Source organism: Acinetobacter wanghuae, assembly GCF_009557235.1.
Taxonomy (GTDB): Bacteria; Pseudomonadota; Gammaproteobacteria; order Pseudomonadales; family Moraxellaceae; genus Acinetobacter; species Acinetobacter wanghuae.
Window position 1 is genome coordinate 1,656,681 of sequence record NZ_CP045650.1, and the last position, 20,869, is coordinate 1,677,549.

Sequence of the window (20,869 nt, forward strand, 5' to 3'; positions counted from 1 at the left end):
TAGCCTAACGATTTTTACAACAAAAGTTAAGCGCAGATATTTTAAATAACCGATCAGCACGACGAACTTGGTCGCTGATTAAACTCATGTATGAAATGAATCGCGATATTACAGTATTCCAATTCTGCTTTTTGATTATTGGCATATTCCAATTGATCGAACACCAAGCTGTGATCACGTAAATGACAGCCCAATAATAACGGCACTCGCATTTCTGCATGTGTCATATAAAATACGACATACTCACCTTCAATAATGCGCTGCGCATAACTTGCAGCTAAACAGTTTCGAAATATTTTAGCTGTTTCAATGATGTGATCGATGCTTTTAATTTCTTCAAAGGTCCAATTAAAGTAATTTAGCGTTTTTTCTTGCGTCAATGTTTGCCAACGCGCGAGCGCAAAGTCTTTTTTAAGTTTGGCAATAATTTCTTGTTTTTGAATCGTGTCGTGCCATTCAACGGCTTGGTTAAATAAACCATTCCACGTTAAGCTTTTCGGTACATCTTTATGACTAGAAAAATAATCTGATAAATAATCACGGACATAACTGTCAAAAATAGACTCTCTGACATTACCTTGTTGCAAATAAAAACGTTTACGGAAGTCATTGATTTGAATATGGTAGCGTTGCAATACGCTATGAAAATCCCGATTTTGCTGCGTATGCGGTCGAATATATCGGATCGCTTCTTCGGGTAAATCTTGAGTGACTTTCAGCAAATGCTGCATATATGCCTGCATGACCCGGCTTAAACCGGTATACACCTTCTTCACCACCACATCATCCATTTTCACGACATCGCGGATCAAGCCAATCCATTCATCTAAATATAAAATAGAAGGACTAATAGCAACACGATGATCATCAATCGCTTGGCGAGTGCCTTTTAACACCACCGATTGATTATTGGAATGTTGAAACCAACGCTCCTGAATTGCCATATGATGCGCACGATGAATAAACAAGCGGGCTGAGGCATATTGAAAATATTGCAAGGTGGAGAGAATAATTTGCGGATGAATTCGATTGGTATCTAGAAAGCTCATGGCAGTTACAGCAACACGTACACTGCTGTGCTGAATATTGGCACTTAACCAATCAAGCACCTCAGAAGACTGTTTAAAGAGCCAATTGACCGCACGATTGCAATCAAATAACGGAAGTTTCGCAACTTTTTTTTGCCATAAACTCGCATTCGCTTCTAAAAAATTCTTTTTGGCTAACAAATTATCCTGCTGCCAAAAGTTACGGTTCATCAAGCGCACAAAACCAAGCATATTGTTATGTTCAAGCGCATGCTGAAATAACAGTTCGACATCATCTACATGCTCATTTAATTCATGTAAATTAAAGCGCTCTTCAAAAGACAAACTCATAATGCGATAAATAGCAGGATTTAAAAATTGCCCTGCACTAAAACAAAATTCATCCAAGCTATCCATCAAACTTTGCACTGATAAAAAATGTGTATCGTGTAAATAATCTAAAGAGAAAAGCCCTTGCATCATTTCTGAAATATCTTCAGGAATAGGCTCTTGATGCAAAACGTGCTGAATCATGATGGGCTTTTTATAAAAGCCTTCTTTCATCATCAGATGATCGATAATATCCGCTTGCACGGTCGATAAATGGTCAAAAAAAGCCGTTACACGCGCTCGCCCATTGACCCATTGATAGACCTCATCAATGATCATTTGACGTAAATACTGCGCTTTATCTCTGAGAAAAATCGAATGCTGCGGCTTTTGATCACCGGTTAAAAAATATAAATCCTGTAGGAAAAATTCTTCTAAAGATTCTGATGAATATTGAGCTGCATAAAAATTAGCAAGTTGTTGGGCTTGCTGCTTATGCATACTGCGCGGGGTATGAAATTGCAGTTCAAATAAACCATTCAGCAGCACAACACCATGCTGATCATGATTGATCCTAAACATATTTTGAGCAGTCAGATTCCCAACAATCGCCAATTGATCTTGATAAATCTCATGTAGACTTTGCGAAATCCGCGTCAATTGTTTAGCGAGTTGTTGATATTGCGTTAATAGACCTTCCTGTTCCATACACGCACCTTTTCATCATGTCTCACTCATATTAAATCATATTCAGCATTTTAAACACTGTATAGAGCAACTCACCAAAGCTTAAAACAAAACGCACAGAATAGCTAAACGACAGCCACAATCGTTATCACAACGTTTAAAAGCGTTCAGGATGATCGAGATGTCTTTGCTGTTTTAAAGTTTCAATACCGTTATAAATGGTGTATTGGAGTTGTTCTCGATATTCAATTAGCTGTTCTTGAGTTTGAATATGCGCAATGGACTGACGCGCTAGAAACTGAAAATAAAAAGGTAAGCGTTTGGGAATCACATTTTTAGGCAAAGATGGAATCACTTCACCGTGACGTAATAATTGATCAAGCTTCGGTATTTTTAATAATTTTTTAAAATATTTATTGTCTGTAATGGTCTTTGCATCCAAGCCAATCTCAAATAGTTCATCGCCCCCTAAGGCAGCAAATGGCACGATGTCATATTGAAATTCTTGCGCAAGCTTTAAAAAGCCATAGCGTTCTTTCCAAATCAGTTGATATTGCTCGCCTTCATGTTTGGATACTTCGCGCCCGCCCCCCGGAAACACCAAAATCGAATAGCCTTGGCGCATCACTTCACGTACGTATTCGCGCACACCATCAATCGCGCCAAATTTTTTAAAAATCTCACGCCACAGTGGCACATAAAAATGGCTATGATCCGCAATGCTGACCACAGCCACTTTATGTTCATTAAACAGATAGTCCACGATAATCGGTGAATCAAACACCCCATAAATGGAATGATTACCGACGTACATCGCAGGCTTAGACGCATCAATATGTTCTGCGCCTAAAAACGTGGGCGTGAAATACAACTTGGACAGTGCTGTAAAGCGTTTAATCCATTTTGCATCATGCCCAAGTTGCATGTCTTAACCCTTAAGCGACATGTTTTTTCACAAGGATTGAGCCTACTGAGTAGCCCGCACCGAATGAACACAATACGCCATACTCGCCATCATTTACTTCATGCGCGGTACGGTGTAATGCAATGATCACGCCTGCTGATGAAGTATTTGCAAATTCATCAAGAATGATTGGCACAAGATCAGGTTTTGCATGTTCTTTACCAACCACCAATTTCAGAATAAGTTCATTCATGCTGGCATTGGCTTGATGCAACCAGAAACGCTTCACTGTTTCAGGGGCAATCTCATTCTTCGCCAATTGCTTGGTGATCATTTTCGCAACCAACGGACACACTTCTTTAAACACTTTACGACCATCTTGTTTAAAGCGCTTATCATCGGTATCTGTGGTTTCACTTGGGTTTAAGAAACCAAAGTTGTTACGAATGTTGTTTGAGAACTGAGTAAATAATTGAATGTCTTCAACTTCAAAGCCAGTTTTGGTGGTCGTTTCTTCAATAATAGAAGCCGTTGCGACATCACCAAAGATAAAGTGACAATCACGTGAACGGAAATCAGTGTGACCAGAGGTAATTTCAACGTTTACGAGCAATACGCGACGTGCACCCGCTTTAATCGCATCATAAGCTTGCTTGATCCCGAATGTTGCAGCAGAACATGCCACATTCATGTCATAAGCATAACCTTGAATACCAAGTGCAGTTTGGATTTCAATGGCAACCGCAGGATAAGCACGTTGCAAGTTAGAGCAAGATAAAATCACGACATCGATGTCTTCTGCAGTTACACCTGCATTTTCCATCGCTTGTTTAGCCGCAGTCACGCCCCACTCTGCTTGAATGGAGAGTTCGTCGTTTGAACGTTCACGTAGCAATGGACGTAAACGTTTTGGATTTAAAATACCGCTTTTTTCTGCAACATAACGCGCTTTTACGCCTGATGCTTTTTCAATAAATTCTGCGCTTGAACCGCGACGAGCTTCAAGTTCACCCGCCTCAATTTTGTCAGCATTTTCGCTGTTGTACTGTTCCACATAAGCATTTAAAGCACCAACCAATTCTTCATTGGTGATGATATCTTCTGGATGGTAAAGACCTGTACCCGTAATGCGGATGCCCATGTAAAACTCCTTTTCGAAATTACCTATATCTTAACTGATTCCAAGCTTATCCCAAACTTTTTGCAAGCGAGTGGGCGAAATTGGACCTTTTGTTTTCATGGGTTGTGAAAATAAAGAGATGCGCAATTCCTCGGTCATGAAATACAATTCTTTCAGGCGAGTGTCATTTTTAAATTTGAACAATTTTTCCATCCAAGGGTCAACTTGATCAATGGCAGAATTGTCCCTTTGTAAATTATTCGGCAAACGGTCTAAACGCATGATGAGTGCTTTTAAATAGCGTGGGAATTCAATCCAAATATCAGCAGACTTACTATACACAAAGTCACCTAAGTTCATTAAATCTAGCTGATCTTCAATGTCATCAATGTTCTTTCCAAACACAGAATCGTCTAAAACCAATAATTTCCGACGTATTTCCTGCCACTGTGTGTAGATTTCCGTGATATGACGCAGTGCAACTTGCCCGTGAGTTAGGAAAGATTTTTTTACATCTTCGTTCAGCTTTTGGAACTCTTGCGCATTGACAGGCAACTCATTTATTGCAAGGTGCAGTGTGGCATAAACTAACATTTGCTCGAGTTTGGCTTTATCGCCAAGCGGTGAATAAGCAAGCGCGAGTGGTTTTGAAATCTGTTTCTTGAGTTGACGAATTAAATCACCCAGTTGCATATGAATGAGTCGAATCACCCCTGCACGGTGTTGTTTAATCGCTTCCGCTTGATCGTTAAAGGTTTGAATCACCACACCCGATTCATCTTTTTGCTCAAGCACAGCAAAGTCTTTGGTCGGAACTAAAGCTTGATATTGCTTCACCACCACACCTGTCACTTTTTGTGAGGCTTCAAATACGAAGTTTTCAGGGAAGTCTTTAAACTCACCCTTGAGTTGCTTCACAGGACTGTGCGTTTCGGTACGGCAACGTGCTTTGAGTTCATCCAGATCACGTCCTTTTTCAATGACACGACCTTTTTCATCAATGACTTTAATCAGCGGCAATAAATATTGCTCAACACGATCAAGATTAAAATCTTTTTCGGTAATTTGTTCGCCACGCAACTGAAACATCAAGAAACTCAAAATATGTTTTTGTAAATCTTGCGCATCAATTTTGGCTATGAGTTTACGTGCCATATCTGGAATCGGAACTAAATTACGGCGTTTTTCTTTGGGTAAACTTTTCAGTAAGGCTTCGATCAAATCTTGACGCCAGCCCGGAATGCCCCATGACCAACGATTTTCATCGACCTGAGCCAAAGCTTGAATTGGCACTTTGACCGTTGCGCCATCTTCATCATGACTTGGGTCGAAACGATAGCTGGCTGCCAAGCGCAAATCGCCATTACGTAAATAATCTGGGAATTGCTGCGTAGTTGGACGGTCATTCATCCATAGCGCATCATCATCGACAAATAAAATACGTGGATTTTGCGGCTCGACCGTTGCTCGCCAATCTTCAAATGAACGACGGCTCGCGACCTCTTCTGGCACTTTCGATGCATAGAATTGATAAATCGTTTCTTCATCGACCACCAAATCGCGACGGCGCAATTTATCTTCAACACGCTCAACTTCTTCAAGTTTTTGCAAATTGAATTTTAAAAATGGCGGCACAATACCTAAATTACCTGTGGTTAAAGCATCTCGTAGGAAAATTTCATGTGCCGCAGGTTGATCTACTTTTTCATAATTGATTTGACGTTTTGGCTCAATAATCAGACCGAAGAGCGAAATCTGATCATAGGCATTCACCACACCTGATTTTTTCGACCAATGTGGTTCAAAGTAATGATGTTTGAGGAGATCACGTGCCGCCAATAAAATCCATTCGGGTTCAATTTTGGCAAGGGTACGCAAATATACCTGAGATGTTTCCACCATCTCAAACGCCATCACCCAAGGCGTATTGGTTTTATGCAAGGTTGATGCTGGGAAAATACGCGCTTTTTGCTGACGCACGGCCATAAAGACATTACGTTCATCGGTTTTATTGGCAATAAACGAAAGTAAGCCAGTGAGTAATGCACGGTGTAAATTTTCATAACTGGCTTTCTTTTCATTGAAAGACAGTTTTAAAACGCGTGCAAGATCAACCAATTGTTCATGGGTTTTTTTCCATTCACGTAAACGTAACCAACTGAGGAAATGATTGCGCGCAAAGGTGCGACGCTTATTCTCGCTCATGTCACGATTGGCAACCAAGCTTTCCCACAGCTTAATGTAGAACAAGAAATCAGAATCTTCTTCGCGGAACAAGGCATGCTTTTGGTCCGCTTGCATTTGCTTATCGGCAGGACGTTCACGTGGGTCTTGAACAGCGAGCGCAGCCACAATAATTAAGACTTCATTGAGTACACCAAAATGTGCCCCGCCCAAAATCATACGCGCAAGACGCGGGTCAATCGGCATTTTCGCCATTTGATGACCGATTTTGGTAAGGGAATCAGCCTTATTCTGAGCAAGTCTCCCTTTTTCAAAGGGAGATTTAGAGGGATTAGTTTCAATAGAATCTCCCCCTTGCGTAGCAGTGCTACTCCCTTTTTCAGAAAGAGGCGCTTTACTCTTATCCACCATCGCACCAAGCTCAATCAAGAGCTTACGACCATCATTCACTAAACGATGATCAGGCGGTTCAATGAAATCAAAATCTTCCAACGAACCTAAGCCTAGACTTTGCATTTGCAAAATCACTGATGCCAAATTGGTTCGTTTAATTTCAGGTTCGGTAAATTCAGGACGACTTAAAAAATCATCTTCTGAATATAAACGAATGCAGACACCCGGTGCGATACGACCACAACGCCCTTTACGCTGATTGGCTGCTGCTTGAGAAATCGCTTCAATCGGTAAGCGTTGTACACGCGAACGATAGCTATAACGTGATAAACGCGCAAAACCACTATCAATGACATAACGAATATTTGGGACAGTTAAAGCAGTTTCCGCCACGTTGGTGGCAATAATAATCCGTCGGCCACCACCCGTAGGATTAAAGATTTTTTGTTGTTCAGCTAACGCCAAACGTGCATACAGCGGTAAAACTTCAGTGTGTTTTGGACCATGTTTAATCAGGGTTTCTTGTAATTCGCGAATTTCACGTTCGGTACTGGCAAAAATCAAGGTATCCGCATATTCAGGATGCCCCTTATCAATTGCATCTTGGAAGCATTCCTCTACAGCTTTAACCACAGCACGTGGTAGATTTTCCTCAAAATCATCAAACTCATCATCATCACTGCCGCCAATGGTCATTTCTGAAATAGGACGATAACGCAGTTCTACGGGGAAACTGCGCCCTTCCACTTCAAAAATTGGTGCGCCATTAAAATAACTCGAGAAACGATTTACATCTAAGGTTGCCGAGGTAATGATGACTTTCAAATCTTTACGACGTGGCAAGAGCTGCTTTAAATAGCCCATGATGAAGTCAATATTCAATGAGCGTTCATGTGCTTCATCGATAATAATGGTGTCGTATTTGGTCAGGAAGCGGTCATTGCTTAATTCCGCCAACAAAATACCGTCTGTCATTAAACGAACGATGGAATCTTGTGAACCTTGTTCATTAAAACGAACTTTAAAGGAAATAGATTCACCGAGCTTTTCACCCACTTCTTCAGCAATACGCTGCGATACACTACGTGCAGCAAGTCGTCGTGGTTGAGTATGCCCGATGAGACCCGTCAGACCGCGTCCTGCAAGCATGGCAATTTGCGGTAGTTGTGTGGTTTTACCCGAACCGGTTTCGCCTGCCACAATAATGACTTGATGCTTATGAATCGCTTCAATCAGTTTATCGGCATATTGGGTAACAGGTAAGTCTTGGTTAAGCTTAATATTGGGAATTTTATCAACGCGCTCAAGCACTTTTGCATGTGATTTTTCAAATAAGTCTTGATACTGTTGTTCGTTGGCGTCTTTACCTTTACGTAATCGATTTAAACGGTGAATATCGCGTACCATCACCAAGTGATCTACATTTAAACCTTTCGCAGCCAAGTCAACGCCCTACAACTATTTCAGAACGTTCTATTCTACTCACTTTCCGACATTTTCCCAATCCTGTTCATGCACAGTTCGATGTTATATTTGTGGTAAATAGATAGATTATTTTTATTGTGACTTACATGAGTACCGATAGTCATCATTTGCAAAATGAAGATCAAGTGTAGATCTCTGCATAACGTTCTTTATGAATAAGGCAAACATCTTTGCTCAGTGTATTTACCTGATTCATTTAAAATGCAATCAAAAAGATTCATCATTTATTTAAGGTTTAACCTTGAAATTTGGCAGGCAAGACATCATGTCTGTAAACGTGGTGATGAAGCTGTACATTTTTGTATGTATCCGTTAAATGATACATAGCCGATAAAATGAAATGCGGTTAAATCAGGTCTTGCTGACTTAGTTCGGTTTTTCCGATTTCTGTAATGTAAAAATACCATTTCAGCAATCCGCCAATTTTAGATACTCTAATTGAAAATTAAACACTATCGTCAATCATGGAGACAATGATGAGCTTAATTAATACTGAAGTTAAACCATTTGCTACAACAGCATTCCAAAACGGTCAATTCATCGAAGTAACTGAAGCTGACCTTAAAGGCAAATGGTCTGTTGTTTTCTTCTACCCAGCTGACTTCACTTTCGTTTGCCCAACTGAATTGGGTGACCTTGCTGACAACTACGAAGAATTCAAAAAACTAGGTGTTGAAATCTACTCAGTTTCTACTGACACTCATTTCACTCACAAAGCTTGGCACGATTCTTCTGAAGAAATCAAAAAAATCCAATACGTAATGGTTGGTGATGCGAACTGGACACTTGCTAAAAACTTCGACGTTTTAATCGAAGCTGATGGCCTTGCTGACCGTGGTACTTTCGTTATCGATCCAGAAGGTAAAATCCAAATCGTTGAAATCAACGCTGGTGGCGTAGGTCGTGATGCTCAAGAACTTCTTCGTAAAGTGAAAGCAGCTCAATACGTACATGCTCACCCAGGTGAAGTTTGCCCAGCTAAATGGAAAGAAGGCGATGCAACTCTTGCTCCTTCAATCGACTTAGTAGGTAAAATCTAATTTGTATTAGATTGAACTGATAAAAAAACCACGCTTTTTAGCGTGGTTTTTTTTATGGCAAAAGCAGATCAAGCGATCCCAGCCAATAACATTAAAAATCTAACAATTACAATGCAACTATATAGAAAGCGATTCAATTCTATTAACGTCAAATGATGTTGATGCGCTATATGAATTGGAGGTGCAAATGAATATAGGTTTAACTGTGGTAAGTTATAAATATAATGCCTCGAGCCATCATTTACATATTTATTATAATACGGGTCTCATCGAGCTTTATCATCCTGTGCCAGAATACATCTATAACAACTTACTTAGACGTGAAGATAAAACTGCTTTTGTGCAAAAATATTTGCAATATGATTTAAATTTCAACAAAGTCTATAGCAATTAAATTTTAACTTAGCGATAACCAATAAGACATAACCCTGCGCCCACAGAGATGGTCGATGATACAAATCGACCATCCCGATTCACTAAGTTCATAAAGTCTTGCACTTGCTCGGCATGTGATAGTACGTTGTCTACCACCAATAGACCGCCTTTTGGATTGATCAATCTTGCGAGATGTTGCCAATAATCGACATAAGCATCACGTTCGGCATCGAGCAAAATAAAGTCAAAAACTTCTTGATTTTGCTGTAAAAAATGGAATGCATCCGTAACTCGATAATCTACAATACCATCCAACTTCAAATCTTTTGCATAGCGTTGAGCTTGCTCAGATCGCGCGGCATCGATTTCAAGTGTAATCATTTTGCCTTGTGTTTTTGAGAGTGCTTCCGCCAACCATAAGGTGGAATAGCCTGTCGATGTACCAATTTCTAAGAGCTTTTTGGATTTTTGCGCTTTAACTAAAATCGATAAAAACTGGGCAGATTCAGGCTCAATATTACGATAACGTTTTAACCGATCTGAATGTGTCGCATCATGCTGACAAAATTGCAGATATAAATCGTGCATATAGCGTTCAAAATTAATCATGTCTTGCATGCGTTCAACATCCTTGTTGTATTAAATTTTAATTTTCTTTGCCTTTAAACCGCTGACACAAACTTAAAACGTTCTATTTCACGATCATCTTCAAGCGTTACCATTTCAGTAAACATCGCGAGCGGTCGCACCCAAATCGAATAATCACCGTATAAACACTGATACACCACTAACGCTTCTCGCGTTTCGCTATGCGTTGCCACATGCAGCACTTGATACAACTGCCCTTTATAATGTTGATAAATCCCGCGTGTTAAAGTCATATATTTTTCTCATCAAATGAACAGTTCATATTAGCGGATAATACCGCGCGATAGCATCTGGTTAACTTGAAATTTACAGTATTTACCTCATATAGAGATTTGAAATGCTTGATGAAATTACTCATATATCTAATTTTCCGATTATTTAGATAAGAATTAACCGTTTTACCTATTCAGTAAATTCTATTAATATTCTCTCATCAAATAAACATTTACTCCTTTGGAGACGTTAGCAATGTTAGACACAAATACAACAGCCCAACTGAAAACACTTTTAGAACGCCTTGAAGGTCCAATCGAAATCGTTGCGACTTTAAATGGCTCTGACAAATCAGACAAAATTAAAGAATTGGTTGAAGAGATCGCTGCATTATCTTCACTTGTAACTGCACGTTTTGATGGTCAAAACAAACGCGCACCAAGCTTTGGTATTGCAAAAGCAGGTGAAGAGCCACGTGTTTACTTCGCAGGCTTACCAATGGGGCATGAGTTCACATCACTCATTCTTGCATTGCTACAAACTTCAGGTTATGCACCGAAAGTCTCTGATGAAGTACTCGCTTCTGTAAAAGGCTTAGGCGTTCAATCTAACTTTGACGTATTCGTATCACTTAGCTGCCATAACTGTCCTGACGTGGTTCAAGCGTTGAACTTGATTGCAATCTACAACCCAGGCACAACCACCACCATGATTGATGGTGCATTCTTCCAAGATGAAGTTGAAGAACGCAAAATCATGGCGGTACCTATGGTGTTCCAAGACAACGAACATATTGGTCAAGGTCGCATGACTTTGGAAGAAATCATTGCCAAACTCGACACCAACTCTGCAGCCAAAGATGCTGAAAAGTTAAATAGCAAAGATGCCTTTGATGTGCTTGTGATTGGTGGTGGTCCTGCAGGGAATACTTCTGCCATCTATGCAGCACGTAAAGGCATTAAGACTGGTATTGTGGCTGAACGCATGGGCGGTCAGGTGATGGATACCATGGACATTGAAAACTACACTTCAGTGCAAAAAACTCAAGGTCCAAAGTTTGCTGCTGAAATGGAAGCACACGTGCGTGAATATGGTGTCGACATCATGAACCTACAACGTGTATCCAACATCAAAGGTGCGGATGAAACGGCTAATGGTCTGGTTGAAGTCACACTAGAAAACGGTGCAAAACTTGAATCAAAAACTGTCATCCTATCTACAGGTGCACGTTGGAGAGAAATGAACGTACCGGGTGAGCAAGAATACAAAACACGTGGTGTTGCGTACTGCCCACACTGTGATGGTCCACTTTTTAAAGGCAAACGTGTTGCAGTCATTGGTGGCGGTAACTCAGGTGTAGAAGCTGCGATTGACTTGGCAGGTATTGTTGAACACGTAACATTGGTTGAATTTGATACCAAACTTCGTGCTGACCAAGTATTGCAAGACAAACTCAACAGCTTGCCAAACACCACTGTGATCAAAAATGCGTTGTCGACTGAAGTGGTCGGCGATGGCAAACAAGTGACTGCACTCAAATACAAAGACCGTACGACTAATGAAGAGCACACTGTTGAACTTGCCGGCATCTTCGTACAAATCGGTTTGTTACCAAACACGGATTTCTTAAAAGAAACCAAAGTTGAGTTAAGCAACCGTGGTGAGATTGTGATTAACGAGCGCAATGAAACCAATGTGAAAGGTGTATTTGCTGCGGGTGACTGTACGACAGTGCCATACAAACAAATCATCATTGCCACAGGTGAAGGCGCGAAAGCATCATTGTCAGCATTTGATTACATTATCCGTTCTGGTCAATGAGTTGATTAGTTCCTGAATCTAAAAAGCCAGTCTTAATGACTGGCTTTTTTTATGCTAAATGCATCAATCTATCTGCATTAGCTCATGATGTAAGAGATTCCCCTACCGTTATATCATCAAAGTCTCATATGAAAAACTACAAATTTACATAGAACATTCACAGATCTATCCGTTATTGTTATTGCAAATAATAAAAAAACTCAAAACAGAGTAAGGAGACCAAAATGCATTATCAATATCACTGTGGTTGTTGCGATCAAGTCGTTACATCAATGCAAAAAGAGTGTTCTCACTGTGGTTCACATAATATTCGAAGCCCCTTTGGCTTTTGGATTTTCTGTTTAGTGGCTTGTTTGGCTGCTGTGATCGTAATTAAAACGGTGCATATGTATATTCAGTCTCATCATGAAGTACCGGTTCAACCCTCTTTATTCGAGGTACTCGATCAAGACAATAAAAAACCACATTAAAATTTTAAAAATCGCTTAAAACAACGGTCTTTAATACACATTAAGACTGGAAATTTAAACCTTTTAAAAGATTTTACATTAGAATACCGGCAGTTTTAAGGAGATTCAGTGTGGTGCAGTTAATTAAAAAAGGTGGTTTACGCGAACGTGCTAATCGCAGTCGTCGCTATCAAGGTTCAGAAAATACTGAAACGACCTTGCAGCCCAACGCCTATAAACAAGCTGCTAAAAAAACAGATCTAGATGTTCAAGTGAAATTACCTGAACATCCGCGTCCATTATCCCACAGTGTAGAAGAGCATGAATGATCATTCATGTGATTCGATTTAAGACATCAAGAGAATAGCGTCATAACACAACCAAACAGCAAACATCAGGAACAATGCTCCTGAAATAATATCGATGTAGCTGCCTGAACGTTGGTATAAGTCTTTGATTTTTGGCTGTGAAATCAGCAGCATTAACAACGTAAAAGTAATAAATGTTTGTATAGGAATAATAAAGGCAAGTTGAGTTTTCAGTGATGTACTTGCAGATGAACTGAGCGCTAGTGAGAAAACACTGCCAAAATAGATTAAGGTCTTCGGATTGGCTAAATTGGTCAACAAACCTAATGTAAAATAGTTACTCGGCTGCTGAGCAGGATTCAATTCAGCTGAGTTTTGATGTCTATTCTTAAATGTTTTCAGACCACCATTCAACATTGCCCAACCCATTTTAGCCAAAAACACCGCACCAACCAGCATCAGAATCTGTTGGATCCATGGGAATTGATCAATCAGAACGGTAAAACCCGCAAGCGTAAGTACGACCCAAACTACAATGCCTGCACTAATACCTGCAATGACTTTTAGAGCATTCAGTCGCGTGGTGGACGCTGAACTTTTGGCAATGAGTAGAATATCTGGACCTGGGCTCAATTGAGCCACAAAATGAAGCAAACAAATCGTAATCAGCAAAGACATTTAAATATTATAAATCAAGTAAAAATACAGTATAACGTTAAAAATAGCCGATGATAAAGTAGGCAAAAAAAAGCCGAACCTCATGATTCGACTTTTTCATAAAGATATAATTTATTTAGGATTTACATCTTTAAATTCAATTTTCTTCGCATCGGGTGTCACTTCACGCGCTTCACCATCAATGATGGTTGAATCGCCACGACCACTCTGTTGGTTTTGCATCTCTTGCATTTGACGCATCATGTCAGCAAATGGGTTTTGACCTTGTGCACCGCCCATGCCTCCCATATCGCCCATCATGCCACCCATCATTTTTTCCATCATGGCTTGTTGACGTTTCATCATGATTTTCATCATGCCCGCTTGGAAAGCTTTTTGTACCGCAGGAATCAACATCAGCACGGCGATAACATCCGAGATCAAACCGGGAATCATCAAGAAAAAGCCTGCCAAAATTTTAGGTAGATTTGATGCGAGTGCAGGATCACCGCTCATTTGACCCATTTGCATTTGTTGCATCTGAGGCATCAGACCTGATGAATATTTGCGAATGAGGTTTAGACCGATAAAGAACGCTGCCATAAACCAGAAAAATACGTACCACATGCTCCCGACGAGGTCACCCACGCCAATCCAGACACATACTTCTAGGATTAAGCCTGCAAAAATAATAAGAAATAATTTCATGAAAATTAATCTAAACTCATTTAAATAAATAGGATGCTGTCATCAAGTGCTTAATCACTATCAAGCTTTTTTGATACGCTTATGTAACAATATGGGCATTATATTATTTTTAAAGTGCAGGCATGTCATTAATTATTGGAATTGACCCGGGTTCGCGTTTAACAGGTTACGGAATTATTGAAAAACAAGGTCAAAACTTAACTTTTGTCGATGCCGGCACCATTCGTACTGAAACACCCGAAATGCCAGAACGCTTAAAGCGAATTTTTGCAGGTGTGGAACGTATTGTAAAATTTTACGGTCCAACTGAAGCATCGGTCGAACAAGTCTTTATGGCACAAAACCCAGACTCTGCGCTTAAACTGGGTCAAGCACGTGGTGCTGCAATTGCTGCATTGGTGAATTTAGATTTGCAAGTGGCTGAATATACCGCACGTCAAATCAAACAATCGGTGGTCGGTTATGGTGCTGCGGACAAAGAGCAAGTGCAAATGATGGTGATGCGTATTTTAAAATTAAGCGTTAAACCCCAACAAGATGCTGCCGATGCCCTTGCTGCTGCCATTTGCCATGCCCATGCTTCAGGAAGTATGAGTAAAATGGCGGTACTCAATGCCCTTGGCGGTATGTCACGAGGTCGTAGCCGTGTGAGTACACGTCGTCGCTAATATTTAGCGTAAGATCTTAAAGCCTTGAAAATGACATTCATCTATAGTTAATTCGAGCTGCTGAATGTCATCAACCACTGCATGGCGAGGTCCTTCATAACTACGCTTTATCATTTCAACAATCTTCTCTTTATCTCCAACCAGTGTCGCTGCAACATTTCCATTCACTAGATTTTTAACAGTTCCTTTTAGACCCAAAATGGTTGCTTGATCATGAAACCATCTACGGTATCCCACACCTTGAACTTTCCCACGTATGGTTAGTTGGATTGATTGCATCGCCCAACTCCTACTGATTTACAATCTTATAAATGGCGTGTTTCATATCTTGCGCCTGTAAGCCGCGCTCACCTGTATGAGCAAGTTCATCACCTGCAAGTGCATGTAGCATAACGATTTCATTTAACTGAATATCTTCATGGAATTGGGCTTTTAAACTAGCAATCATGCCAGCCAGAACATCGCCCATGCCTCCTGTGCCCATCCCAGCATTGCCCGCTGTACAGATATATAATTCATTTTCCAAGGTTAAACTGCCTGAGCCTTTTAAAACCCATTGCCCTGCATAGCGTTCTTGAAGCTGATGAATGGCTGCGATCCGATCATTTTCAATTTCTGCTGTAGAGATCCCTAACAATTTTGCCGCTTCCCCGGGATGTGGCGTGAGATAAGTTTTAGGATGCACTTTATTTGGCTGCTCTGCTAAAAACCAAAGCGCATCGGCATCTAAAATCACATCAACATCGGTATTTTGCAGAAGATTAAACCATTGCTCATATTGTGATTTTGCCCAAGCATCTCGCCCGAGCCCCATCCCGAAACACACTGCATCGATATGCTGCAATATAGAGACTCGCTCATCCTCGGTCATTGCATTGATATCTGCCAACATGATGTTCGGTGCACGCGCGAGAATAGCCGTATGATGTTTCGCATCACAAATCACGGTGACTTTGCCTGCACCTGATGCGAACGCAGCTTCAGCCGCCATAATGACAGCCCCGCCCATAGTAGCATGTCCACCAATCACCAAAACATGCCCATAGCTCCCTTTATGCCCATAGGCTTTTCGTTTGGGCAGCGAAACCGAGGTATGACTTAAATAAGCCATCGGACGTAATGTATCATCAGGTGGAATTGCAGAAATCAGCTCCAACATTCCAACAAATTCCTTAGCCTGACCTGTAAATAATCCTGCTTTTAGTCCTAAAATGGTATAGGTGTAATCTGCTTGAATACACACAGGCATGGCACGACCGGTATTGGCATTCAATCCGCTCGAGATATCCACTGCAATTTTTAAACCTTGCTGATGATTTATCGCTTGGATAATAGTTTGCCACTGTTCATCTAAAGCACGATTTAATCCAATACCAAACAAGGCATCAATATAAGCGTCGTATTGGATTTTAAAATCAAAATGAGGGTAGATTTCCACCCCACAATCTAAAGCTTCTTTCTGCGCTTTTTTCAATTGAGCCGATTGACCTTTTTCAGCAGCATAAATATCAACGTTTAAACCTGCTTGTTTAAGATATTTGCTAATCAAATAACCATCACCAGCATTATTGCCCTGTCCGCAACATACGGCTATTTTCTGAATGTTTTTATCTTTAAATAAAACAATTAAGCGCTGTGAGATGAACCAAGCCACTTGCTGCATCAAACCATACGCACTATTGTTCTGCTGAAACCAACGCTGCTCCCATGCTTGAATCACTTGGCGATGATAAACAGGGCTATGGTAAACTTGTGGCTGCATTTTATGATTCCTGTCTTTGGTTTATGACAACATCCGACTCTCAAGCGAAAATTCAACTTTATCAAGAAAATCCGAGCGAACTAAAAGCTTGGATTAAAGCACAAGCGTTGGAATTAGGTTTTTCCGATTGTGTCATTGCCAAACCAGATGCTCAAGTAGAATTAGCACGACTACAAGCCTATCTTGATCGTGGCTATCACGGCGATATGAAGTTTTTAGAAGAAAATTTAGAAAAACGAGCCAATCCTGCGTTACTTGTGCCCAATACGAAATCAATTATTTGTGTCCGCATGGACTACTTGGTGGAAACTCCTGAACCGCGCATTGTGCCTTTTGCACCCAATTCAGCAATTATTGCACGCTATGCACGCGGACGTGACTATCATAAAACCTTGCGCGGACGCTTAAAAATATTGGCAACGAAGATCCGTGAAAAAGTAGGTGAATTTGATTCACGTCCATTTGCCGATTCTGCACCGATTTTTGAAAAATCTCTGGCTGAAAATGCAGGGATGGGTTGGACAGGCAAACACACTCTGCTCATTCATAAAAAATCTGGTTCATTTTTTGTGTTAGGTGAATTATTCACTTCTCTCGATTTACCTTTTGATGAAGCCACAAGTAAGCACTGTGGCTCGTGCACAGCCTGTATCGATATTTGCCCGACGCAAGCGATTGTTGAACCCTATGTTCTGGATGCACGTCGCTGTATTGCGTATCTTACGATTGAATATAAGGGAATTATTCCTGAAGATTTGCGCCGTGGTATTGGCAATCGAGTCTTTGGTTGTGATGATTGTCAGCTCATTTGCCCGTGGAACAGTTTTGCTCAAACCACTTCGGTCACAGATTTTCATCCGCGTCATGGCTTAGATCAAGTCAGTTTATTAGATTTATGGAAATGGGATGAAGCTACTTTTTTGGCATCAACGGAAGGCAGTCCGATGCGTCGCACTGGCTATCAAAGTTTTATGCGAAATATTGCGATTGGGCTAGGCAATGCGCCCTATCATAATGATATCCTGGAAGCACTTAAAAATGCGCGTGAGCAGCATGATGACATTGTTCGCGTTCATATTGATTGGGCAATTCAAGAACAGTTATTCAAAGCTGCATAAAATTTCATTCGCTTACGTCCTTTCACTTTTTCACTGTGAAGCCTTACACATGGGGCAATAGATCTATGGCATAAAATAAGCATAGATCATTTCAGCGGAGGGATCAGCGATGAAACAGCATCAACAAAAGGCGAATCAACAGCAACTGGATGAACTGCAACAGAATCAGCAACAACAGCAACCGCAATCAGGTCCAGTAAATTCACCCAAAAACAATCAGCATGAGCAAGATGAACGCGTGCTTAACCAACAGCACCGAACTGATTTACAAAACCAAAAGGTTCATAGTAACCATCGAGAATAAACACCCAAATACATTACCTTCAGAAGTCCACTTTATGGTGGGCTTTTTTTAATGAAAAATCTAAAGTGATTTTAGTCATACAGCTTTCTCTTTCATTGCCTAATCAAGAAAAAACGTAATGAAATATCCACTTAAAGTAAAAATTACTGAGCAAAATTATGCGCAGTAATTAAAATCCCATAGCTTGCATTTAGATAATCCCCGACCCGAATCTGATCGATTCCATTGGCATGATGCACCGTAAGCTCTTTTGAAATCACATCATAGTGAAAGGCATCAAAGCTATCTTGATGTAAGGTGAGCCAATGTAAAGTATCCGCTAAATTATCATCTACAATATAAGTCAGTTTTTGAAAGTCTTTGGTCATGTGATCACCATAAAATTTGTGTGAATTTTAAATGATTTCAAGTCTATGGGCTTAAAAAAAAGTGAGCCTAAGCTCACTTTTCATTTGAAAAAGATCATTCTTTATTGATACCACATTTACGACATTCTCTATGTGCACCAATTTCTTCCATTTGTTCGTACTCATAGATGTGCAAACAAAAAAGTTTTTTCAGTAGCTGAAGCATGTTTAAAACTCCTGTCTCATCATTTCTTTTGATTATTGCTTCTTTATATTTCATCCTGAAACATCGTGATTTAGATGAATAAATCACCTCATATTAATTAACATATTTTTAGTGAATGTAAAATGCATTTCATCTCATTTTTCATCTATTCGATTTCTGAGTAATTGGTCACCTTTGGTGAGTGGATTGATATGCAACATGAACATGCATACATGCCATATAAAAAGCCTCGAAATAGTGCGATTTTAATTACTCAGCAAACAATATTCTTCTTCTAATCAGTTACATAATTTTCCATTCATCAATGAACATCATGCTTGCTTTCAGGATGGGTGACATATTGTGTTTATTTGTAATAAAAAAACCATGCTAAAAAATTATCCTTATAATTCAACAACAAATATAGTTGCGTCATTTTTTATTTTGAATATAGGTTTTAATTTAAGGAAATATTGATGAGAATCAAAAGTGTTGGTCGAGGCATGGTTCATTTGCTGCATGAATTTTGTCTAGAGCATCAATTCATTTCTCCCGTAAAACGAAATTATGCCATTGATGAACTTATTTCATTTGAAAAATGGTTAAAAATGTTAGGGGCTGTTCAAGATCAATATCAAAAACCAGGTTTGGGAATTGAGCTTGGAAAAAGAATTCAACAATCTCACATCGGTATTTCTTCATATATTGCACAATCATGTGAAACTTTTATTCAATTTTTAGAATATGCCAATAGGTACAATCGCATTTGGTATAACTTTATGCTGCGTGAGATTGAAGTCACGGATCAGTATTTAATTGTACATTGGGATAAACCTGCCTATTTAAATGTAGGCTTATATTCCACTGAAACTGCCATTTCTGAAGAACTACAAATCTCGATATTATTTAAACGAGTAGAGCAAATGATTGGCCATCAAGTTTTTTTTGAAAAGCTTGAACTTACAATGAAGAAACCCGCCAATACACGTCTATACGAGGATTACTTTAAGTGTCCTATCTCCTTTGAAAGTGACAAAACTAGCTTGTATTTTTCAAAATCGATGATGAATGTAAAACTGAGTAAACCCGATCCTTTACTCATTGAAATTCTTACACCGCAAGCAAATAAACTGTTAAATGATATTCCGACTCAGTATCAATTTATCGAACGTGTCAATCAATTGATTGTTCTTTCTATCAGCAAAAATAATCCTCAAATTGAATTTGTAGCGGATCAACTGAACATGAACGTACGGACACTTCAAATAGAACTTAAAAAATATGACCTGACCTTTAAAGTCTTGCTGAGTAAGATTCGGCATAAACTTGCTTTAAAATATCTCTCAGATGCGGATTTATCCTTAATGGATATTGCCTTTTTGCTCAGCTATAAGGAGCAAGCCTCTTTCAATCGCGCTTTTAGAAGCTGGTGTGATTTATCTCCGTCGGAATGGCGGAAATTAAATGATAATAATTAACGTTTTTTAAGACAAAACTTCTTTATGACTTGTTGTTAACATACTTTCCATCACCTCTCCACAGTGATTTTCAGGATAGTTTCCTGTTCGCTATATCTTTTCCCCTTAAAGATATAGCTTTTTTTAATTTTAGGAGAATATAAATCTTTGAATTAAATGATTGATTTTTTACCCCATACCTTCGCTATCTCCTCCTCTGGAAGGTATGGTCTTTTTATATCTCAAAATATTTCGTTATTTCTAAATTGCATCTATAGCAGTGACCAAGCCACCAAATATATTTATTCTCTGAAATTTCTAAGGCATTTCTGACAGTGAAACAGATAATCTTCATGGAAATTCGTGGACTATCGTCGCCTGTTTATACTGAATAAAATGATCTTGGCTTTGCTTTCACGCCTCAAGCATTCAATTCATTGCACTTAGCATTAAATGATGGACCATAAAAAACCCCTTAGGATTAGTACACCTAAGGGGTTGATTTATTTGGTGGGCCCACACAGACTTGAACTGTGGACCAACGGATTATGAGTTCTTAAGCTTATTTGTTGATTGGAGTTTACTTTTACCTATTAGTTTATTTAAATCATACACCTAAATAACCTTACCACTTATCTTAAAAATTCTAAAGTTGATT

Annotated in this window: 20 protein-coding genes; 9 read left to right on the forward strand and 11 right to left on the reverse strand. The window is 39.6% G+C overall.

Annotated elements, in window-relative coordinates:
- Positions 1-53: 53 nt before the first annotated feature.
- The 4 genes from GFH30_RS07840 to GFH30_RS07855 form a co-directional block, all read right to left on the reverse strand.
- On the reverse strand, positions 54-2,066 hold the full coding sequence (locus GFH30_RS07840) for a hypothetical protein (protein ID WP_153371702.1): 2,013 nt from the start codon (positions 2,064-2,066) through the stop codon (positions 54-56).
- A gap of 136 nt (positions 2,067-2,202) precedes the next feature.
- Positions 2,203-2,970: a lysophospholipid acyltransferase family protein gene (locus tag GFH30_RS07845; protein WP_153371703.1), complete on the reverse strand. Its 768-nt coding sequence runs from the start codon at positions 2,968-2,970 to the stop codon at positions 2,203-2,205.
- 10 nt (positions 2,971-2,980) lie between these two features.
- Positions 2,981-4,090 carry a beta-ketoacyl-ACP synthase III gene (locus GFH30_RS07850; RefSeq protein ID WP_153371704.1) on the reverse strand — a complete coding sequence of 370 codons (1,110 nt, stop codon included), beginning with the start codon at positions 4,088-4,090 and terminating at the stop codon, positions 2,981-2,983.
- A 30-nt stretch (positions 4,091-4,120) separates the two neighbouring features.
- Complete coding sequence (locus GFH30_RS07855; RefSeq protein WP_153373399.1) at positions 4,121-8,053, reverse strand: DUF3418 domain-containing protein; 3,933 nt, start codon at positions 8,051-8,053, stop codon at positions 4,121-4,123.
- 554 nt (positions 8,054-8,607) lie between these two features.
- On the opposite strand from GFH30_RS07855, the gene ahpC reads away from it, so the two are divergent.
- Positions 8,608-9,171, forward strand: a complete 564-nt coding sequence (ahpC, locus tag GFH30_RS07860) for an alkyl hydroperoxide reductase subunit C (RefSeq protein ID WP_153371705.1) — start codon at positions 8,608-8,610, stop codon at positions 9,169-9,171.
- A gap of 187 nt (positions 9,172-9,358) precedes the next feature.
- Positions 9,359-9,565, forward strand: coding sequence for a KTSC domain-containing protein (locus GFH30_RS07865; RefSeq protein WP_153371706.1), 207 nt, complete (start codon positions 9,359-9,361; stop codon positions 9,563-9,565).
- An 8-nt stretch (positions 9,566-9,573) separates the two neighbouring features.
- Here GFH30_RS07865 and GFH30_RS07870 read toward each other — a convergent pair whose 3' ends face one another.
- The gene (locus GFH30_RS07870; protein WP_153371707.1) at positions 9,574-10,164 is read right to left on the reverse strand and encodes an O-methyltransferase; all 591 of its coding nucleotides are present in this window, start codon (positions 10,162-10,164) and stop codon (positions 9,574-9,576) included.
- Positions 10,165-10,208: 44 nt separating this feature from the next.
- Positions 10,209-10,427: a DUF1653 domain-containing protein gene (locus tag GFH30_RS07875; RefSeq protein WP_153371708.1), complete on the reverse strand. Its 219-nt coding sequence runs from the start codon at positions 10,425-10,427 to the stop codon at positions 10,209-10,211.
- Positions 10,428-10,662: 235 nt separating this feature from the next.
- On the opposite strand from GFH30_RS07875, the gene ahpF reads away from it, so the two are divergent.
- The 3 genes from ahpF (at position 10,663) to GFH30_RS07890 (ending at position 13,006) form a co-directional block, all read left to right on the forward strand.
- On the forward strand, positions 10,663-12,228 hold the full coding sequence (gene ahpF / locus GFH30_RS07880) for an alkyl hydroperoxide reductase subunit F (RefSeq protein ID WP_153371709.1): 1,566 nt from the start codon (positions 10,663-10,665) through the stop codon (positions 12,226-12,228).
- A 224-nt stretch (positions 12,229-12,452) separates the two neighbouring features.
- A complete protein-coding gene (locus GFH30_RS07885; RefSeq protein WP_153371710.1) occupies positions 12,453-12,698 on the forward strand; it encodes a hypothetical protein in 246 nt (81 codons plus the stop codon).
- 110 nt (positions 12,699-12,808) lie between these two features.
- A complete protein-coding gene (locus GFH30_RS07890; protein ID WP_153371711.1) occupies positions 12,809-13,006 on the forward strand; it encodes a hypothetical protein in 198 nt (65 codons plus the stop codon).
- A gap of 18 nt (positions 13,007-13,024) precedes the next feature.
- On the opposite strand, the gene GFH30_RS07895 is transcribed toward GFH30_RS07890, so the two are convergent.
- Both GFH30_RS07895 and GFH30_RS07900 read right to left on the reverse strand, forming a co-directional pair.
- Positions 13,025-13,663: a LysE family transporter gene (locus GFH30_RS07895; RefSeq protein ID WP_153371712.1), complete on the reverse strand. Its 639-nt coding sequence runs from the start codon at positions 13,661-13,663 to the stop codon at positions 13,025-13,027.
- A gap of 111 nt (positions 13,664-13,774) precedes the next feature.
- Entirely contained in the window at positions 13,775-14,350 is a 576-nt protein-coding gene (locus tag GFH30_RS07900; RefSeq protein ID WP_153371713.1) for an FxsA family protein, read from the reverse strand.
- Between the two features lie 122 nt (positions 14,351-14,472).
- Here GFH30_RS07900 and ruvC point away from each other — a divergent pair, with 122 nt between their 5' ends.
- Complete coding sequence (gene ruvC / locus GFH30_RS07905) at positions 14,473-15,018, forward strand: crossover junction endodeoxyribonuclease RuvC (RefSeq protein ID WP_153371714.1); 546 nt, start codon at positions 14,473-14,475, stop codon at positions 15,016-15,018.
- Between the two features lie 3 nt (positions 15,019-15,021).
- Here ruvC and GFH30_RS07910 read toward each other — a convergent pair whose 3' ends face one another.
- Both GFH30_RS07910 and GFH30_RS07915 read right to left on the reverse strand, forming a co-directional pair.
- Positions 15,022-15,297: an acylphosphatase gene (locus GFH30_RS07910; protein WP_153371715.1), complete on the reverse strand. Its 276-nt coding sequence runs from the start codon at positions 15,295-15,297 to the stop codon at positions 15,022-15,024.
- Between the two features lie 10 nt (positions 15,298-15,307).
- A complete protein-coding gene (locus tag GFH30_RS07915; RefSeq protein WP_153371716.1) occupies positions 15,308-16,780 on the reverse strand; it encodes an NAD(P)H-hydrate dehydratase in 1,473 nt (490 codons plus the stop codon).
- A gap of 23 nt (positions 16,781-16,803) precedes the next feature.
- Here GFH30_RS07915 and queG point away from each other — a divergent pair, with 23 nt between their 5' ends.
- Entirely contained in the window at positions 16,804-17,898 is a 1,095-nt protein-coding gene (queG, locus tag GFH30_RS07920; protein WP_153373400.1) for a tRNA epoxyqueuosine(34) reductase QueG, read from the forward strand.
- Between the two features lie 109 nt (positions 17,899-18,007).
- On the forward strand, positions 18,008-18,202 hold the full coding sequence (locus GFH30_RS07925) for a hypothetical protein (RefSeq protein ID WP_153371717.1): 195 nt from the start codon (positions 18,008-18,010) through the stop codon (positions 18,200-18,202).
- Positions 18,203-18,345: 143 nt separating this feature from the next.
- Here the strand turns inward: GFH30_RS07925 and GFH30_RS07930 are convergent, their stop codons facing one another.
- Positions 18,346-18,570, reverse strand: a complete 225-nt coding sequence (locus GFH30_RS07930) for a hypothetical protein (protein ID WP_153371718.1) — start codon at positions 18,568-18,570, stop codon at positions 18,346-18,348.
- Positions 18,571-19,230: 660 nt separating this feature from the next.
- Here GFH30_RS07930 and GFH30_RS07940 point away from each other — a divergent pair.
- Positions 19,231-20,232: an AraC family transcriptional regulator gene (locus GFH30_RS07940; RefSeq protein ID WP_153371720.1), complete on the forward strand. Its 1,002-nt coding sequence runs from the start codon at positions 19,231-19,233 to the stop codon at positions 20,230-20,232.
- Positions 20,233-20,869 lie beyond the last annotated feature (637 nt).

Coding starts and splice junctions, on each gene's coding strand:
- GFH30_RS07865 (WP_153371706.1), top strand. CDS start 9,359: ATGAATATAGGTTTAACTGTGGTAAGTTATAAATATAATGCCTCGAGC.
- GFH30_RS07875 (WP_153371708.1), bottom strand. CDS start 10,427: ATGACTTTAACACGCGGGATTTATCAACATTATAAAGGGCAGTTGTAT.
- queG (WP_153373400.1), top strand. CDS start 16,804: ATGACAACATCCGACTCTCAAGCGAAAATTCAACTTTATCAAGAAAAT.
- ruvC (WP_153371714.1), top strand. CDS start 14,473: ATGTCATTAATTATTGGAATTGACCCGGGTTCGCGTTTAACAGGTTAC.
- GFH30_RS07850 (WP_153371704.1), bottom strand. CDS start 4,090: ATGGGCATCCGCATTACGGGTACAGGTCTTTACCATCCAGAAGATATC.
- GFH30_RS07870 (WP_153371707.1), bottom strand. CDS start 10,164: ATGCAAGACATGATTAATTTTGAACGCTATATGCACGATTTATATCTG.
- GFH30_RS07855 (WP_153373399.1), bottom strand. CDS start 8,053: ATGGTACGCGATATTCACCGTTTAAATCGATTACGTAAAGGTAAAGAC.
- GFH30_RS07915 (WP_153371716.1), bottom strand. CDS start 16,780: ATGCAGCCACAAGTTTACCATAGCCCTGTTTATCATCGCCAAGTGATT.
- GFH30_RS07940 (WP_153371720.1), top strand. CDS start 19,231: ATGAGAATCAAAAGTGTTGGTCGAGGCATGGTTCATTTGCTGCATGAA.
- GFH30_RS07885 (WP_153371710.1), top strand. CDS start 12,453: ATGCATTATCAATATCACTGTGGTTGTTGCGATCAAGTCGTTACATCA.
- ahpC (WP_153371705.1), top strand. CDS start 8,608: ATGAGCTTAATTAATACTGAAGTTAAACCATTTGCTACAACAGCATTC.
- GFH30_RS07930 (WP_153371718.1), bottom strand. CDS start 18,570: ATGACCAAAGACTTTCAAAAACTGACTTATATTGTAGATGATAATTTA.
- GFH30_RS07900 (WP_153371713.1), bottom strand. CDS start 14,350: ATGAAATTATTTCTTATTATTTTTGCAGGCTTAATCCTAGAAGTATGT.
- ahpF (WP_153371709.1), top strand. CDS start 10,663: ATGTTAGACACAAATACAACAGCCCAACTGAAAACACTTTTAGAACGC.
- GFH30_RS07840 (WP_153371702.1), bottom strand. CDS start 2,066: ATGGAACAGGAAGGTCTATTAACGCAATATCAACAACTCGCTAAACAA.
- GFH30_RS07895 (WP_153371712.1), bottom strand. CDS start 13,663: ATGTCTTTGCTGATTACGATTTGTTTGCTTCATTTTGTGGCTCAATTG.
- GFH30_RS07910 (WP_153371715.1), bottom strand. CDS start 15,297: ATGCAATCAATCCAACTAACCATACGTGGGAAAGTTCAAGGTGTGGGA.
- GFH30_RS07925 (WP_153371717.1), top strand. CDS start 18,008: ATGAAACAGCATCAACAAAAGGCGAATCAACAGCAACTGGATGAACTG.
- GFH30_RS07845 (WP_153371703.1), bottom strand. CDS start 2,970: ATGCAACTTGGGCATGATGCAAAATGGATTAAACGCTTTACAGCACTG.